The organism is Streptomyces sp. NPDC002130 (genome assembly GCF_040296465.1).
In the GTDB taxonomy this organism is placed as follows: Bacteria; Actinomycetota; Actinomycetes; order Streptomycetales; family Streptomycetaceae; genus Streptomyces.
The window spans coordinates 17109-32526 of record NZ_JBEOXI010000006.1; the positions used below are offsets into that span (position 1 = coordinate 17109).

Annotated in this window: 15 protein-coding genes; 9 read left to right on the forward strand and 6 right to left on the reverse strand. The window is 71.3% G+C overall.

The window, feature by feature from the left end; translation table 11 throughout:
* Positions 1-50: 50 nt before the first annotated feature.
* Positions 51-752, reverse strand: coding sequence for a phosphate signaling complex protein PhoU (gene phoU, locus ABT116_RS02040; protein WP_351626475.1), 702 nt, complete (start codon positions 750-752; stop codon positions 51-53).
* Positions 753-998: 246 nt separating this feature from the next.
* On the opposite strand from phoU, the gene phoR reads away from it, so the two are divergent.
* A complete protein-coding gene (gene phoR, locus ABT116_RS02045) occupies positions 999-2288 on the forward strand; it encodes a two-component system sensor histidine kinase PhoR (RefSeq protein WP_351626478.1) in 1290 nt (429 codons plus the stop codon).
* 5 nt (positions 2289-2293) lie between these two features.
* Positions 2294-2965, forward strand: a complete 672-nt coding sequence (gene phoP / locus ABT116_RS02050) for a two-component system response regulator PhoP (protein WP_502983806.1) — start codon at positions 2294-2296, stop codon at positions 2963-2965.
* A gap of 75 nt (positions 2966-3040) precedes the next feature.
* Here the strand turns inward: phoP and ABT116_RS02055 are convergent, their stop codons facing one another.
* Positions 3041-3727 (reverse strand): copper chaperone PCu(A)C domain-containing protein, encoded by a 687-nt coding sequence (locus ABT116_RS02055; RefSeq protein WP_351626483.1) that lies wholly within the window; start codon positions 3725-3727, stop codon positions 3041-3043.
* Between the two features lie 581 nt (positions 3728-4308).
* Between ABT116_RS02055 and ABT116_RS02060 the strand changes: the two genes are divergently transcribed.
* The 6 genes from ABT116_RS02060 (at position 4309) to ABT116_RS02085 (ending at position 10732) form a co-directional block, all read left to right on the forward strand.
* On the forward strand, positions 4309-4791 hold the full coding sequence (locus ABT116_RS02060; RefSeq protein WP_003953493.1) for a CarD family transcriptional regulator: 483 nt from the start codon (positions 4309-4311) through the stop codon (positions 4789-4791).
* Between the two features lie 331 nt (positions 4792-5122).
* Positions 5123-5887 carry a 2-C-methyl-D-erythritol 4-phosphate cytidylyltransferase gene (ispD, locus tag ABT116_RS02065; RefSeq protein WP_351626489.1) on the forward strand — a complete coding sequence of 255 codons (765 nt, stop codon included), beginning with the start codon at positions 5123-5125 and terminating at the stop codon, positions 5885-5887.
* A complete protein-coding gene (gene ispF, locus ABT116_RS02070) occupies positions 5877-6371 on the forward strand; it encodes a 2-C-methyl-D-erythritol 2,4-cyclodiphosphate synthase (RefSeq protein ID WP_351626497.1) in 495 nt (164 codons plus the stop codon). Before ispD ends, ispF begins: the two co-directional genes overlap by 11 nt.
* Before the next feature lie 100 nt (positions 6372-6471).
* Entirely contained in the window at positions 6472-7869 is a 1398-nt protein-coding gene (cysS, locus tag ABT116_RS02075) for a cysteine--tRNA ligase (RefSeq protein WP_351626500.1), read from the forward strand.
* Between the two features lie 107 nt (positions 7870-7976).
* A complete protein-coding gene (gene rlmB / locus ABT116_RS02080) occupies positions 7977-8918 on the forward strand; it encodes a 23S rRNA (guanosine(2251)-2'-O)-methyltransferase RlmB (RefSeq protein WP_351626503.1) in 942 nt (313 codons plus the stop codon).
* Positions 8919-9046: 128 nt separating this feature from the next.
* Positions 9047-10732: a DoxX family protein gene (locus ABT116_RS02085; RefSeq protein ID WP_351626506.1), complete on the forward strand. Its 1686-nt coding sequence runs from the start codon at positions 9047-9049 to the stop codon at positions 10730-10732.
* A gap of 236 nt (positions 10733-10968) precedes the next feature.
* On the opposite strand, the gene ABT116_RS02090 is transcribed toward ABT116_RS02085, so the two are convergent.
* The 4 genes from ABT116_RS02090 to ABT116_RS02105 all read right to left on the reverse strand — a co-directional run bounded on the left by ABT116_RS02090 (position 10969) and on the right by ABT116_RS02105 (position 14811).
* Complete coding sequence (locus tag ABT116_RS02090) at positions 10969-11700, reverse strand: nucleotidyltransferase family protein (RefSeq protein WP_351626508.1); 732 nt, start codon at positions 11698-11700, stop codon at positions 10969-10971.
* Positions 11701-11799: 99 nt separating this feature from the next.
* Positions 11800-12249 (reverse strand): hypothetical protein, encoded by a 450-nt coding sequence (locus ABT116_RS02095; RefSeq protein WP_351626511.1) that lies wholly within the window; start codon positions 12247-12249, stop codon positions 11800-11802.
* Positions 12250-12468: 219 nt separating this feature from the next.
* On the reverse strand, positions 12469-13557 hold the full coding sequence (locus ABT116_RS02100) for an ABC transporter ATP-binding protein (RefSeq protein ID WP_344466332.1): 1089 nt from the start codon (positions 13555-13557) through the stop codon (positions 12469-12471).
* A gap of 285 nt (positions 13558-13842) precedes the next feature.
* Positions 13843-14811, reverse strand: a complete 969-nt coding sequence (locus ABT116_RS02105) for a helix-turn-helix transcriptional regulator (RefSeq protein ID WP_351626515.1) — start codon at positions 14809-14811, stop codon at positions 13843-13845.
* Between the two features lie 102 nt (positions 14812-14913).
* Between ABT116_RS02105 and ABT116_RS02110 the strand changes: the two genes are divergently transcribed.
* The gene (locus tag ABT116_RS02110; RefSeq protein ID WP_351626516.1) at positions 14914-15369 is read left to right on the forward strand and encodes a DUF3224 domain-containing protein; all 456 of its coding nucleotides are present in this window, start codon (positions 14914-14916) and stop codon (positions 15367-15369) included.
* The last annotated feature ends 49 nt before the right edge of the window (positions 15370-15418 follow it).

The following is a 15418-nucleotide window of genomic DNA, read 5'->3' on the forward strand; positions in this document are numbered from 1 at the left end:
GGCCCGTTCCCAGCCGGCCTCAGCCGGGTACTCGGGCCCCGCCGGACCCGTCAGGCGCTCTCCGCCCCAGGTGCCGCCTGGATCTCCGGCTGCACATCCGCCTGGAGCTCGTCCGCGTGCTCACCCGTCACCAGGTACACCACGCGCTTGGCGACCGACACCGCGTGGTCGGCGAACCGCTCGTAGTAGCGGCCGAGCAGCGTGACGTCCACGGCCGTCTCGATGCCGTGCTTCCAGCGGTCGTCCATCAGGTGCTGGAAGAGCGTGCGGTGCAGCAGGTCCATCTCGTCGTCGTCCTGCTCCAGCTGGAGCGCCAGGTCGACGTCCTTGGTGATGATCACCTCGGCGGCCTTCGCCATCAGGCGCTGCGCGAGCTGGCCCATCTCCAGGATGGTGGCGTGCAGGTCGCTCGGGACCGCGCGGTCCGGGTAGCGCAGGCGCGCGAGCTTGGCCACGTGCTGGGCGAGGTCGCCCGAGCGCTCCAGATCGGCCGACATCCGCAGCGACGTGACGACGATCCGCAGGTCCGTCGCCACCGGCTGCTGCCGCGCCAGCAGGGCTATGGCCCGGGCCTCCAGCTCGTGCTGGAGCTCGTCGACCCGCTGGTCGGCCTCGATGACGTTCTCGGCCAGCTTCAGGTCGGAGTCGAGCATGGCGGTCGTGGCGCGCCCGATCGCCGACCCGACCAGCCGGGCCATCTCCACCAGACCGTCGCCGATCGAGTCCAGTTCCTCGTGGTACGCGTCCCGCATCAGGCTTTCCCTCTCGTGCGTCTCAGTCGGGGGTCCAAGGGCCGGGGCCCACCGGACAACCGGCGGTACGACCGTCGTATTACCAACGGTCCGAACCCCACGCTCCCACGTTCCGCCTCGTACGCGTCCGTTTCCGTCATCCCAAATGAACCAATACTGGCTCCAAGGTGAACTCTGGGCGACGAGTGTTCGAGCTCGCACCCCGACGGCTGTGGAGGGTGCCCGAGCCATGCCTAACCTGGGTGCATGGACGTGAACGCGGCGGTCGCCGCAGCGGCAGCGATCGCCGGGGTGCTCACCGGTGTCATCGCCATGCTGGCGTTCCGCTTCAGCGAGCGCGAGCAGAAGCGCCCCACCCGCAGCTCCCTGCACACCGACGCGGTGCTCCCGCCCGGCGTGGACACGGTCCTGTCGGTCCTCCGGTCGTCCGCCGTCGTCCTCGACGAGGCCGACGCCGTGGTCAAGGCCAGCTCGGCGGCGTACGCCCTCGGCCTGGTCCGCGGCGGCAAGCTCGCCGTCGAGCCGATGCTGCAGATGGCCCGGGACACCCGGCGGGACGGCGAGATACGACAGGTCGAGCTGGACCTGCCACGGCGCGGCACCGGACGCGGAGAGGCCCTGGCCGTCTCCGCGCGGGTCGCGCCGCTCGGCTCCCGGCTGGTGCTGCTGCTCGTGGAGGACCTGACCGAGGCCCGCCGCATCGAAGCGGTCCGCCGCGACTTCGTCGCCAACGTGAGCCATGAGCTGAAGACGCCGGTCGGAGCCCTCTCGCTGCTCTCCGAGGCCGTGATGGACGCCTCCGACGACCCCGAGGCCGTCCAGCGCTTCGCCGGGCGCATGCAGATCGAGGCCACCCGGCTCACCAGCCTGGTGCAGGAGCTCATCGACCTCTCGCGCGTGCAGAACGACGACCCGCTGGAGGACGCCGAGCCGGTCCGCGTCGACGAGCTGGTCGCCGAGGCCGTCGACCGCTGCCGGCACCAGGCCGGCGCCAAACAGATCACCATGGCCGCGGGGGGAACTGCCGACCTGCGCGTCTGGGGAAACCGCGGCCAGCTCGCCGCCGCACTCGGCAACCTCGTCGAGAACGCCGTCAACTACTCACCCGCCCGCACCCGCGTCGGCATCGCGGCCCGCAGTGTGAACGCCCCCGGCGGGGACCACATCGAGATCGCCGTCACCGACCAGGGCATCGGCATCTCCGACAAGGACAAGGAGCGCATCTTCGAGCGCTTCTACCGCGTCGACCCGGCCCGCTCCCGTGCCACCGGCGGCACCGGACTCGGGCTGGCGATCGTGAAGCACGTGGCCGCCTCGCACGGCGGGGAGGTCACGGTGTGGAGCGCCGAAGGCCAGGGCTCCACCTTCACCCTGCGGCTGCCGGAGGCCGGTGCGGCCCGCGGCGCACATCAGCAGCCCGCCCGAGAGACACGCGCAGGAGGCGCGGGCCTCGACGAGGAGGCCGGGCGGTCCACCCCCACATCCCCCGAATCAACCGCGTACGAAACGCTTCCCGCCCCGGAGGTCCTTCCGTGACCCGAGTGCTCGTCGTCGAGGACGAGGAGTCCTTCTCCGACGCCCTGTCGTACATGCTCCGCAAGGAGGGCTTCGAGGTCGCCGTCGCGACCACGGGGCCCGACGGACTCGACGAGTTCGAGCGCAACGGCGCCGACCTCGTCCTCCTCGACCTGATGCTGCCCGGCCTGCCGGGCACCGAGGTCTGCCGCCAGCTGCGCGGCCGCTCCAACGTCCCCGTCATCATGGTGACCGCCAAGGACAGCGAGATCGACAAGGTCGTCGGGCTGGAGATAGGAGCCGACGACTACGTCACCAAGCCGTTCTCCTCGCGCGAGCTGGTCGCGCGGATCCGCGCCGTGCTGCGCCGCAGAGGCGAGCCCGAGGAGATCACGCCGGCGGCCCTGGAGGCCGGCCCGGTCCGCATGGACGTCGACCGGCACGTGGTCACCGTCGGCGGCACCAAGATCGACCTGCCGCTCAAGGAGTTCGACCTGCTGGAGATGCTGCTGCGCAACGCCGGCCGCGTCCTGACCCGCATGCAGCTCATCGACCGCGTCTGGGGTGCCGACTACGTCGGTGACACCAAGACCCTCGACGTCCACGTCAAGCGCCTGCGCGCCAAGATCGAGCCGGACCCGGGCGCCCCGCGCTACCTGGTGACGGTCCGCGGTCTCGGCTACAAGTTCGAGCCGTAAGCCGGCCGCGTACGACGGCGACACAAAGGGCGGGACCTCTCCCAGGAGAGGTCCCGCCCTTCGCGTCGCGTCTTGTCAGTGCCCGGCGCCGGCGCTCGCGGAGGCCGCGTCGGTCGGCGTCCCGGACGCCTGGTGGCCACCCGGCGTCTCACCGCCCGCGGGCGCGCCCGACCCACCCTCGGCGGGAGAACCGGACGGCGAACCCGACGGCGAACCGGACGGGGACGACGAGGCGCCCGGCGCGGCCGGCACCTCGGTCGGGCCCCACTCCTTGAAGTAGTGCTCGGCGGGGACGACGAACGCGCGCAGGCTCACGGCACCCGTCTTGCTGAAGGTGAAGGTGACCTTCTGGGCGTTGCCGTCCTGCACGGCCTCACGGCTGCTCGGCAGCATCGCCGTGGCGTTGTCCTTGCCGCCCAGGACCAGCGAGCCGCCGGGCGGGATGCTCAGGCTGCCGCCCTTGGCGGGCTTGAGCTCGGCGGTCTTGCCGGTGCCGGGGAGGGTGATGGACTCCAGCGTCTCGGCAGTCCTGCCCGAGTTGAAGAAGGTCGCGGAGATCGCGGCCGGGCCGGTCGACTCGAGATCGGGCTGCGTGATGACGATCGCGTTCTGGATCTTGATGTCGCCGACGCTCGTCGCCGCGTTGTCCGGCTTGATCTCCAGCGTCTGGGCGTCGTTGCCGGCGCCGCACGCGGCGAGCGAGGCGATCGAGAACGCGATGGCGGCCGCGGCGAGAGTGCCGCGTCGAAGGCTGCTGCTCACGGCGGCGGCAACTCCTTGACTCGAGCGGAGCGGCCGATAAAGCCGCCCTAAGTGTCTGTCAGCGGGCCTTAGGTTACCGAGCCGTCCTCGTCCGGCCGCACCCGACCCCCCGGCACCGTTGATCCCACCTGGGTCACACCTGCCTCCCGCGCCGCATTGGCGTGGTGTCCGTCCGGCATTCACATAAGAGGCCCGGGCGGCACCGCAAATGTTCCGTGAAGGAATGCGCGGGCCCCCCGGAATTGATCACCGGCGGCCCGTCGGGGCACCTCGTGATCAATTCCGGATTCGACCGGAACCCGGCTCGGGCCACCGAACGGAGTAGCGGAAGTCGATCATACGGAACCGGACATTTAGGGATGTTCGGCCCTCTGGAGGATGCTCCGGATGTGTGTAACGTACGCGTTTCCCTCGCCCCGAAGAGCCGCTCCCACCTGCGAATACCTTCTTCCGATCCCTGTCCGAAGCACGTTCCTGTCGGAGTTGTCAAGCCCCGAGATATGCCCTGACCTGCGAAAACGCCATTCAGAACCCGCAGTTTCCGTGTTACTCTGGATAGCCACGGAAGGGGTACCTGTCACATGACGTTCAAGGTTGGCGACACCGTGGTCTATCCCCATCACGGGGCCGCGCTGATCGAGGCCATCGAAACTCGCCAGATCAAAGGCGTGGACAAGACCTACTTGGTGCTGAAGGTCGCCCAGGGCGACCTGACGGTACGTGTGCCAGCGGACAATGCGGAGTTCGTCGGCGTGCGTGATGTGGTCGGTCAGGACGGGCTGGACCGGGTCTTCGAGGTGCTGCGCGCACCGTACGCCGAGGAGCCCACGAACTGGTCCCGTCGATACAAGGCAAACCTGGAGAAGCTCGCCTCGGGCGATGTCATCAAGGTCGCGGAAGTGGTGCGTGACCTGTGGCGTCGTGAGCGTGAGCGCGGACTCTCCGCCGGTGAGAAGCGCATGCTCGCCAAGGCCCGCCAGATTCTGGTGAGCGAGCTCGCCCTCGCGGAGAACACCAACGAGGACAAGGCCGAGGCCCTGCTCGACGAGGTTCTCGCCTCCTGAGGCGAAGCCTGTCGCTCAGTGCTCTGCGCCGATCGAAGCTGCTGATCAAGGCTGCTGGTCGAAGCTGATCAAGCGCGCGCCTGCACATCGAAATGCCGCGGTGCCCGATGACGAAGTTCCTGTCGCCGGGCGCTGCGGCATGTTCGTACTCCGGCGCCGATGCGCCGTCACCCCGGGATGTGTTATCACTCACGCCCCGGTGTTTCGGGGGTGCCGGGCCCGGGCAGCCGGCTCGACCGGCGTCACGGAAGGGTCCGGTCGAGCGCGTCGCGCCCGGCACTCCTCCAGGCCATACCCACGCCAGGCCAGCACACAAACCTGACAGGAACCGATGTCTGACGATTCGCGTCCCTCGCCGTCCGCCGGCCCCTCCGCGGCCCGAACGGCGGCCGTGATCCCGGCCGCCGGCCGTGGTGTCCGGCTGGGCCCGGGCGCCCCCAAGGCGCTCCGTGCGCTCGGCGGTACCCCCATGCTGATCCACGCGGTCCGCGCGATGGCCGCCTCCCGTGCCGTCGGCCTGGTGGTCGTCGTGGCCCCGCCCGACGGCGCCGCCGAGGTCAAGTCGCTGCTCGACGCGCACGCCCTGCCCGAGCGGACGGACTTCCTCGTCGTCCCGGGCGGGCAGACCCGCCAGGAGTCCGTGAAGCTCGGCCTGGACGCGCTGCCGTCCGGCCACGACATCGTGCTGGTCCACGACGCGGCCCGGCCGCTGGTGCCGGTGGACACGGTCGACGCCGTGATCGAGGCGGTACGGGACGGCGCCCCGGCCGTCGTCCCGGCGCTGCCGCTCGCCGACACCGTCAAGCAGGTCGAGCCCGCCGGCACCCCCGGCGAGCCGGAGCCGGTCGTCGCCACGCCGGAGCGCGCCCTGCTGCGCGCGGTGCAGACCCCGCAGGGCTTCGACCGGGCCACGCTGGTCCGGGCGCACCAGTCGGTGACCGGCGAGGTCACCGACGACGCCGGCATGGTCGAGCAGCTCGGCCTCACGGTCGTGGCCGTCCCCGGCCACGAGGAGGCCTTCAAGGTCACCCGTCCCCTGGACCTGGTCCTCGCGGAGGCGGTCCTGGCCCGCAGGAGGCTCAACGATGGCTTCTGACCAGCCCGTTCTGCCCCAGGTGGGCATCGGCACCGACATCCACGCCTTCGAGGAAGGCCGTGAGCTGTGGTGCGCCGGCCTGAAGTGGGAGGACGCGGGCCCGGGCCTGGCCGGCCACTCCGACGCGGACGTCGTCGCCCACGCCGCCTGCAACGCCCTCTTCTCCGCCGCCGGCCTCGGCGACCTGGGGCAGCACTTCGGCACGGGCCGCCCCGAGTGGTCGGGCGCCTCCGGGGTCACCCTCCTGACGGAGGCCGCGCGCATCGTGCGCGAGGCCGGCTTCCGGATCGGCAACATCGCCGTACAGGTGGTGGGTCCTCGCCCGAAGATCGGCAAGCGCCGGGACGAGGCCCAGAAGCTCCTGTCGGCGGCGGCCGGAGCCCCGGTGTCGGTCTCGGGCGCGACGACGGACGGGCTGGGCTTCCCCGGCCGGGAGGAAGGGCTGATGGCCGTGGCCACGGCCCTGGTCGTACGCACCGGCTGAGGGGCGGGCGCTCGGGGCGTTCCCGTCGTCTGTGTCACGAATCCGGACGCCCCGAGGGGAAGTACCCGAGGCACACCCCGGGGCCCACTACCCTGGAGGGGTGACTATTCGCCTGTACGACACCAGCGCCCGGCAGATCCGTGACTTCTCCCCGCTCCAGCCGGGTTGCGTCTCGATCTACCTGTGTGGTGCCACCGTGCAGGCCGCCCCGCACATCGGGCACATCCGCTCCGGGCTGAACTTCGACATCATGCGCCGCTGGTTCGCCTACCGCGGCTACGACGTCACGTTCGTGCGGAACGTGACGGACATCGACGACAAGATCATCGCTAAGTCGGCCGACCAGAACCGCCCCTGGTGGGCCATCGGCTACGAGAACGAGCGCGCCTTCAACGACGGCTACACCGTGCTCGGTTGCCTGCCGCCCACCTACGAGCCGCGTGCCACCGGCCACATCACCGAGATGGTCGAGATGATGCGCGGCCTCATCGAGCGCGGGCACGCCTACGAGGCCGACGGCAGCGTCTACTTCGACGTCCGCTCCTGGCCCTCCTATCTGGAGCTGTCCCGGCAGGACCTCGACGAGATGCGGCAGCCCGCCGAGGAGGGCATCACCGGCAAGCGCGACCCGCGCGACTTCGCCATGTGGAAGGCCACCAAGCCCGGCGAGCCCGACTGGGAGACGCCGTGGGGCCGCGGCCGGCCCGGCTGGCACCTGGAGTGCTCGGCGATGGCGCACAAGTACCTCGGGGCCGCCTTCGACATCCACGGCGGCGGCCTGGACCTGGTCTTCCCGCACCACGAGAACGAGATCGCCCAGGCCAAGGCCTACGGCGACGAGTTCGCGCGGTACTGGGTGCACAACGCCTGGGTCACCATGAGCGGCGAGAAGATGTCCAAGTCGCTCGGCAACTCGGTCCTGGTCAGCGAGATGGTCAAGCGCTGGCGGCCCATCGTGCTGCGCTACTACCTCGGCACCCCGCACTACCGCTCGATGATCGAGTACAGCGAGGAGGCGCTGCGCGAGGCCGAGTCGGCGTTCGCGCGGATCGAGGGCTTCGTGCAGCGCGTGGTGGAGAAGGCCGGCGTCGTCGAGCCCGCCGCCGAGGTGCCGCTCGCCTTCGCCGAGGCCATGGACGACGACCTGGGCGTGCCGCAGGCCCTTGCCGTGGTGCACACCACCGTCCGGCAGGGCAACAGCGCGCTGGCCGCCGACGACAAGGAAGCCGCCGTGGCCCGGCTCGCCGAGGTCCGCGCGATGCTCGGGGTGCTCGGCCTCGACCCGCTGGATGCCCAGTGGGCCGGGGAGGGCGACCGGGGCGAAGACCTGCACGGCGTGGTCGACACGCTGGTGCGCATGGTCCTCGACCAGCGCGAGGCCGCCCGGGCCCGCAAGGACTGGCCCACCGCGGACGCCATCCGCGACCAGCTGAGCCAGTCCGGCCTGGTCATCGAGGACAGCCCGCAGGGCCCGCGCTGGAGCCTCGGCCCCCGCTAGCCCGGCCGCGGTCGGAAGATCGATTGTGCCGCCCGGGCCTCCGGGCGGCACACTTCACAGACGTACGCAGTTCACCGCCTCAGGGCGACAGCAGAGACAGGTAGGTCATGGCAGCCAACAACCGCCGCATGTCCGGCAAGAAGGGCGCGCAGGTCGGCAGTGGCGGCCAGCGGCGCCGGGGCCTGGAAGGCAAGGGCCCCACCCCGCCCGCCGAGATGCGCAAGGGGCACAAGAAGAACCGCGTCGCCAACGCCAAGGCGAAGCAGGCCGTACGCCGGCCCACCGTGCGCGGCCGCGGCGGCAAGGGCACGTCCGAGCTGGTCGTCGGACGCAACCCGGTCCTGGAGGCGCTGCGCGAGGGCGTCCCGGCCTCGACCCTCTACGTCCAGCAGTTCATCGACAACGACGAGCGGGTGCGCGAGGCCCTCCAGGTCGCCGCCGAGCGCGGTGGCATCAACCTCATGGAGGCTCCGCGTCCCGAGCTGGACCGGATGACCAACGGCCTCAACCACCAGGGCATGGTGCTCCAGGTCCCGCCGTACGAGTACGCCCACCCCGAGGACCTGGTGGCCGCCGCCCACGACGAGGGTGTGGACCCGCTGATCGTCGCCCTGGACGGCGTCACCGACCCGCGCAACCTCGGCGCGGTCGTCCGCTCCGTCTCCGCCTTCGGCGGTCATGGCGTCGTCGTCCCCGAGCGCCGCGCGGCCGGCATGACCGCCGGTGCCTGGAAGACGTCCGCCGGTACGGCGGCCCGCACCCCGGTCGCCCGCGCCACCAACCTGACCCGGGCCCTGGAGGCGTACAAGAAGGCCGGCATCGCGGTCGTCGGCCTGGCCGCCGACGGCGAGTCGGAGCTCGGTGAGCTGGAGGCGCTGGACGGCCCCGTCGTCATCGTCGTCGGCAGCGAGGGCAAGGGGCTGTCCCGGCTGGTCGGGGAGACGTGCGACTTCCGGGTGCGGATCCCGATGCCGGGTGGCGCCGAGTCGCTCAACGCCGGTGTGGCGGCGGGAATCGTGCTGTACGAGGCGGCCCGCCGACGCCGCTGAACAAGCATCCGGAACTTCACCCGTACGGGGTAATTACAGTGTCATCGGGGCGATGAGGACAAGCTTGACGGGGTCCGGACAGATCCGGCGGGTCAAAGCAGTGTCCTAACGCGGCGTCACTCGGTTAGATGAGTGTGGACACCAGAACACCCCGCACACCCACGGGGGACCGCTCGTCGGGACTCGACGACGCTCCCGCGCTGAGCATGGTGAAGGTGCCGAGCGACCCGGCGCAGGTCATCGTCAATCACGCGAGTTTCCGCGTGCAGTTGGGCGTCTCGACGCGTCGCGTCCAGTCGCCCCGGGTCGCACGGCATCTGACCGCCACCGAGGACACCGCCCGCATCCCCCAGGTGAGGAGCGGGGCGGACGGGGCCACCGCCCGCCGCCGGCCCGTCGTCTGGAGCGGCAGATCCGCCCCCGACGACACCGGCGCGCACCGGCTCCTGCAGGCCGTGCGACACGAGAGCGTCCGCCACGCCGACGAGCCCGCCTCCGACGCCGGAGCCACCCAGGTCATCTCCCGCGTGGGCCCGGGCTACGACGGCCCCGGATACCAGGGCGCGGGCTACGGCGGCGACGGCTACGAGGGCGACCTCGCCCAGACCGTCGAGACCCCGGTCGTCGGCCCGCAGCGCACCCACGACCCGGCCGATGGCGCCCGGCTGCTGCCCCCCATGCGTACGGTCGGCAGCGCCTACGACGAACCCGCCTACCAGGACGGCGACTTCGAGGAGTCCGACACCGAAGCGGACGACACCGGGCGCCGGGCCAAGCGGCACGGCGACGACCCGGCCCGGCACGCCTACTACCCCGGGCGCCGGATGAATCTCGGCGTCGTCCTGCTCCCGCTGCGCGTCTTCCTCGGCTTCATCTCCATCTACGCCGGCATGGGCAAGCTGTGCGACCCCGTCTACTTCGAAGGCGGCAAGCGCGGCTCGATGGTCAAGTGGCTCAACACCCTGCACCCGTGGGAAGTCGCCGAGCCGCTGCGCCAGTTCGCCCTCGAGCACCCGGTCGGCGCGGGACTGGTCATCGCCTTCGCCCAGGTCATCGTCGGCGTCCTGACGGTGCTGGGCTGCTGGCAGCGCGTCGCCGCCTGCCTGGGCGCCCTGCTGTCGGCCGCGCTGCTCGTCACGGTCAGCTGGAAGAGCGTCCCCGCCTACGAGACCCCCGACATCATCTACCTCGCCGCCTGGTCTCCGCTGATCATCGCGGGCGCCCCCGTCTACTCCGTCGACGGCCGCCTGGCCGGCAGTGCCTGGCGCCGTCTCGGCCCCCGCGCCGACATCTGGGACCTGCGCCGCTACGTGCTGCGGCGCGGCGCCCTCGTCACCGCCATCGCCACCGGCGTCACCCTGCTCGTCGGCTCGCTGCTCGGCGGCGCCGTCCGTGACGCCGACCGGGTCGTGGTCCCGGGTCCCGGCGAGGCCCCGCGCAACGAACTGCCCGGCTCCCCGCTCCCGGGCGAGCCCGGCAAGCGCAAGGAGAAGCGGACCCCGTCGGCTTCCTCCTCGCCCACCCAGGGCGCCACGGCCGGCTCGGCGAGCCCCAGCGCGGGCACCACGACCCGGCCGGACGCCCCACGCGACACCGGCACCGTCACCGGCGGTTCCCCCAGCCAGACCCAGGGCACCGCGGGCCAGGCCCCGCCCCAGCAGTCCACCCCGGAGAACCAGGCGCCGAGCACCACGACCGGCCCCACCTCCGGCGGCGGCACGGCGGCGGGCGGTTCGGGCTCGACCGGCGGCTCGGGCACCGGAGGCTCCTCCTCCACGGGCCGCCCGGGCTTGGTGGGCGGCTTGCTGGGCTGACCCCCGACCAGAAGCCAGAAGGCCCCGCATCACGCAGATGCGGGGCCTTCTCACGCCTTAGGGGGCAAAGGGCTCGGGGACAAGGCCCTCAAGGGGCGCGGGGAACTGCGCGACAAGCCACGACGAACGGTCAGCCGCCGACGGAAAGCAACCGGCCGAGCTCTCAGCGCTCAAACACGCCCGCAGCACCTTGACGGGGGGCAGGCACCCGCCCCCCGCCCCAACCGGCGGAGCCCTCAGCGCCCCAACGCCGCCAGTTCCTTCGCCGCCTCGGTCAGGTCCTTCGCCGTGTCGATGGCCCGCCAGTACGACCCCTGGGGGATCGTGAACCCGGCCAGCCGCCGCTCACGGGCCAGATGTGGGAACGTCGTCCGCTCATGGTCGCCCCGGTGCGGCAACAGCCCGGCGAACTCGGGGGAGAAGACGTACACGCCGGCGTTGATCTCGAACGTCGACGGCGGTGCCTCGATGAAGTCGGTGATGCGCCCGAAGCCGTCGGTCCGCACCGCGCCCCACGGCAGCCGGGGCCGCGCCAGCGCCAGGGTCGCGAGGGCGTCCCGCTCGGCGTGGAAATCGGCCATGTCCCGCAGCGAGAACCGCGTCCAGATGTCGCCGTTGGTCGCGTACCAGGGCTGGTCGGGGTGGGGAAGGTGCGCCGCGGCGTACTTGAGGCCACCGCCGCGCCCGAGCGGCTCCGGCTCGACGACCGTCGTGACGGAGACGGGCAACTCGGCGGTCTCCAGCCACTTCTGCAGCACCTCGGCGAGGTGGCCGCAGGAGACCACGACGTCCGTCACACCCTCGTCGGCGAGCCAGGACAGCTGATGGCCGATGATCGGCGTCCCCGTCCCGGGGATCTCGACCATCGGCTTGGGCCGGTCGTCGGTGTACGGACGCAGCCGGGAGCCCTGGCCACCGGCCAGAACGACGGCTTGAACGGGGCGGGACGCGGCGCTCGGATCGCTCATGGATACGAACTGTACGTGGCGTCCCGCCCGGGACTGCGGCCGACGATCGTTCCCACGTCGGCCGTGATGGACTTCCCACCCGGTGGCAGGGCGGTGTGCTCAGCTGTGGGCGGCGGCGACGCCGGTGGCGAAGGCGGTGTCACAGACCGGGCGGGCGTAGGACTGCGCGCGGGTCGGGCCGTAGACCGCGACGGCGGCCTGGCCGAGGGCGCGGGCGATGGACGCGCAGTGCTTCGCCAGCGACGGGCGGCCGTTGACGGCCTGCTGGAGGTGGGTGAGGGCGACGCCCGGGTCCTCCTCCTGCAGTTCGGTCAGCAGCTTGTCGCGCAGGACCTCCTGGGGCGCGCGCTTGGCCGCCCGCGGGGTGCCCACGGAGGTGTCCGCGGCGGTGAGCACCGGGTCGGTGGAGTTCCCCGACCAGTTGACTCGGGTGACCGCCAGGGTCCCGGAGAGCACCAGGACGACGGGCAGGACGAAAGCGAGGGTGCGGCCGATCCGGCGGGCGTGGCCCCGGCCGCGTCGCGTCTGTTGGTTCATGGAGTGCTTCACGCGTGTGAGGGTAGCGCCCGGTAATGGTTTGTAGACATTTAGTCACCGGTTCGGGGGATGAGAAAGGGCCACTTTCTGGGTAAGGCGTTGACGCACAACGCTCGAAACGTCCGATCTGCCGGGGTATTTGTCGACAACGAAGAGGGCCCCACGGCACGCCGCGGGGCCCTCTTTCGTCAACCTGGGTGATTCACCCGGGGTTGTGCGCTTGCTGGTTGATCAGTCGGACAGGCGCGCACCGGTCGACGTCGAGAACACGTGGGTCTCGCCGGAGCGGGGCACGACGTGCAGCTGGCTGCCCTTCTCCGGGACGTCACGGCCGCTGACGCGGACCACGAGGTCCTTGGACTCGTCGCCGACCTTGGCGGTGCCGTAGACGTACGCGTCGGCGCCGAGCTCCTCGACGACGTTGACGGTGACCGCGAGGCCCAGCTCGGCGTCCGCGCCGGCCACCTCGAAGTGCTCGGGGCGGACGCCGACGGTGACGGTCTTGTCGGTGGCGGCGGCGATGGCGTCGCGCTGCACCGGCACGACCGACTTGCCGAACTTCACGCCGCCGTCGGTGATCGGCACCTCGACGAGGTTCATCGCCGGGGAGCCGATGAAGCCGGCCACGAAGAGGTTGGCGGGCTTGTCGTACATGTTGCGCGGGGTGTCGATCTGCTGGAGCAGACCGTCCTTGAGGACCGCCACACGGTCGCCCATCGTCATGGCCTCGACCTGGTCGTGGGTGACGTAGACGGTGGTGATGCCCAGGCGGCGCTGGAGCGAGGCGATCTGCGTACGCGTGGACACACGGAGCTTGGCGTCCAGGTTGGACAGCGGCTCGTCCATGAGGAAGACCTGGGGCTCACGCACGATGGCGCGACCCATGGCGACACGCTGGCGCTGACCGCCGGAGAGGGCCTTCGGCTTGCGGTCCAGGTACTCGGTGAGGTCGAGGATCTTCGCGGCCTCCTCGACCTTCTGCCGGATCTCCGCCTTGTTGACGCCGGCGATCTTGAGCGCGAAGCCCATGTTGTCGGCGACGGTCATGTGCGGGTAGAGCGCGTAGTTCTGGAACACCATGGCGATGTCCCGGTCCTTGGGCGGCAGGTGCGTGACGTCACGGTCGCCGATGCGGATGGCTCCGCCGTTGACGTCCTCGAGCCCCGCGAGCATGCGGAGCGAGGTGGACTTGCCGCAGCCGGAGGGGCCGACGAGGACGAGGAACTCGCCGTCCTCGATGTCGATCTCCAGCGCGTCGACGGCGGGCTTGGTGGAACCCGGGTAGATCCGGGTCGCCTTGTCGAACGAGACAGTGGCCATGGTGAATGAACCCCTTCTACCGGCAGGAACGTGCCGGACGATCCGAGTAGGAAGGCGGTGCCACGACGGTGATTCCGTTGTGGTGTAGTCCACGCGTGTGAACTGGCTCAGGACGGTACCCGGCGTTCACACGTCTGTCAGTAGTTCCGGGCCTGTGAACTTCGCGGAAATTTTCGAAGCGGCACGTCACGGCTGACCGGATCTGCTCACGGCTGCTCGACCCTGTTCAGGCTGCCCGAGCCTGCTCAGTGCTGCCCGAGCCTGTTCACGGCTGCCCGAGCCTGTTCACGGCTGCCCGTACCGGTCGGCCAGCGTGGCCACCGCACGGGCGACGGCCTGCCGGAGCCCGGGAGGGCCGAGCACCTCCGCCTCCGCGCCGAGCCGGAGCAGGTCGCCCACGGCCACCGCCTCCGACTCGACGGTCAGCTCCACCTCCACCCAGCCGTCCCCGTCGGGCGGGCCCGCGCTGTCCAGGGCCCGTACGCCCGCCGCGCCGAACTGCATCGGCAGCAGCTTCCGCGCGCGGGGCGAGATCCGCAGCCGGGCGGTGTCCTGCCGCAGAGCGGCCTCCAGACGCCGGGAGGACTCGGCCCAGTAGGCGGCCAGGTCGAAACCGGCGGGCCGCTCGAAGACGTCCCCCGTCTCCTCCACGGCCAGTACCCGCGACACCCGGTAGGTCCGTACGGCCTCCTCCGCGAGGGCGACCAGGTACCAGATGCCGCCCTTCAGGACGAGCCCCAGCGGCCGCACCTCCCGGCGCACCTCGCCGCGCCAGCGCCGGTAGTGCAGCCGCAGCACCCGCCGCTCCCACACGGCCGCCGCCACGGCCTCCAGGCACGGCACCGGGTCGGCCTCCCGGAACCAGGCCGGCGCGTCCAGGTGGAACCGCTCCTGCACCCGCCGCGCCTGCCCGGCGAGCTCCGCGGGCAGCGCCGCCTGCACCTTCAGCTGGGCGCTGGCCAGGACCGCGCCCAGCCCGAGATCCCGCGCGGGCCCGGGCATCCCCGCGAGGAACAGCGAACCGGCCTCGGCGTCGGTCAGACCGGTCAGCCGCGTCCGGTACCCGTCGATCAGCCGGTAGCCGCCCTCGGGTCCCCGGTCGGCGCACACCGGCACACCGGCCGCCCCCAGCGCCTCGACGTCCCGGTAGACCGTCCGCACCGACACCTCCAGCTCGGCGGCGAGCTCGGGCGCGGTCATCCGCCCACGGTTCTGGAGCAGCAGGAGCAGGGAGAGGAGCCGGTCGGCGCGCATGGGGGCCATTGTCGCGGTGTACGTCGCCGTACCTGACAGAAGATGTCAGGTACGGCGTCCAGGCTGGTCGAGGACATCCGGAGCCGACCGAGAGGACCACCCATGCCCGGCACCACCAGCACCACCACCGGCCACTTCACCTTCGCCGACTGGCAGGAACGCGTGATCGGCCCCGGCGAGGACGCGAACCCCCGCCTCTCCCACGCCTCGGTCCGCAACACCTTCACCGGCGGCATCGAGGCGGCCGGGACGACCTGCGAGTACGCGATCGTCTACGTCACCGCGAAGACCGGCTCCTTCAGCGGCATGGAACTCCTCACCGGCCGCGTCGAGGGCCGTGAGGGGAGCTTCGCGGTGGAGGAACGGGGGTTCTTCGGCGAGGACGGCACCGTGCACTGCACCTTCGAGGTGGTGCCGGGGTCGGGGAGCGGAGAGCTGACCGGCCTCACCGGAAAGGGCGACTTCACCGCACGGCACGGTGAGCAGGAGGTGGCGTATCGGTTCGCCTACGAGGTCGAGCAGGGGGCCGGCCGAACGGAACTTCGTGGCTCGGCGTAACGGGCTCTGTGTACAGTGGTGCCGCCCTCACGCGCGGCAACGCGGTGCA

Coding starts and splice junctions, on each gene's coding strand:
- ABT116_RS02090 (WP_351626508.1), bottom strand. CDS start 11,700: ATGAGCGATCCGAGCGCCGCGTCCCGCCCCGTTCAAGCCGTCGTTCTG.
- phoU (WP_351626475.1), bottom strand. CDS start 752: ATGCGGGACGCGTACCACGAGGAACTGGACTCGATCGGCGACGGTCTG.
- ABT116_RS02085 (WP_351626506.1), top strand. CDS start 9,047: ATGAGTGTGGACACCAGAACACCCCGCACACCCACGGGGGACCGCTCG.
- ABT116_RS02100 (WP_344466332.1), bottom strand. CDS start 13,557: ATGGCCACTGTCTCGTTCGACAAGGCGACCCGGATCTACCCGGGTTCC.
- ispD (WP_351626489.1), top strand. CDS start 5,123: ATGTCTGACGATTCGCGTCCCTCGCCGTCCGCCGGCCCCTCCGCGGCC.
- ispF (WP_351626497.1), top strand. CDS start 5,877: ATGGCTTCTGACCAGCCCGTTCTGCCCCAGGTGGGCATCGGCACCGAC.
- ABT116_RS02105 (WP_351626515.1), bottom strand. CDS start 14,811: ATGCGCGCCGACCGGCTCCTCTCCCTGCTCCTGCTGCTCCAGAACCGT.
- ABT116_RS02060 (WP_003953493.1), top strand. CDS start 4,309: ATGACGTTCAAGGTTGGCGACACCGTGGTCTATCCCCATCACGGGGCC.
- phoR (WP_351626478.1), top strand. CDS start 999: ATGGACGTGAACGCGGCGGTCGCCGCAGCGGCAGCGATCGCCGGGGTG.
- rlmB (WP_351626503.1), top strand. CDS start 7,977: ATGGCAGCCAACAACCGCCGCATGTCCGGCAAGAAGGGCGCGCAGGTC.
- ABT116_RS02110 (WP_351626516.1), top strand. CDS start 14,914: ATGCCCGGCACCACCAGCACCACCACCGGCCACTTCACCTTCGCCGAC.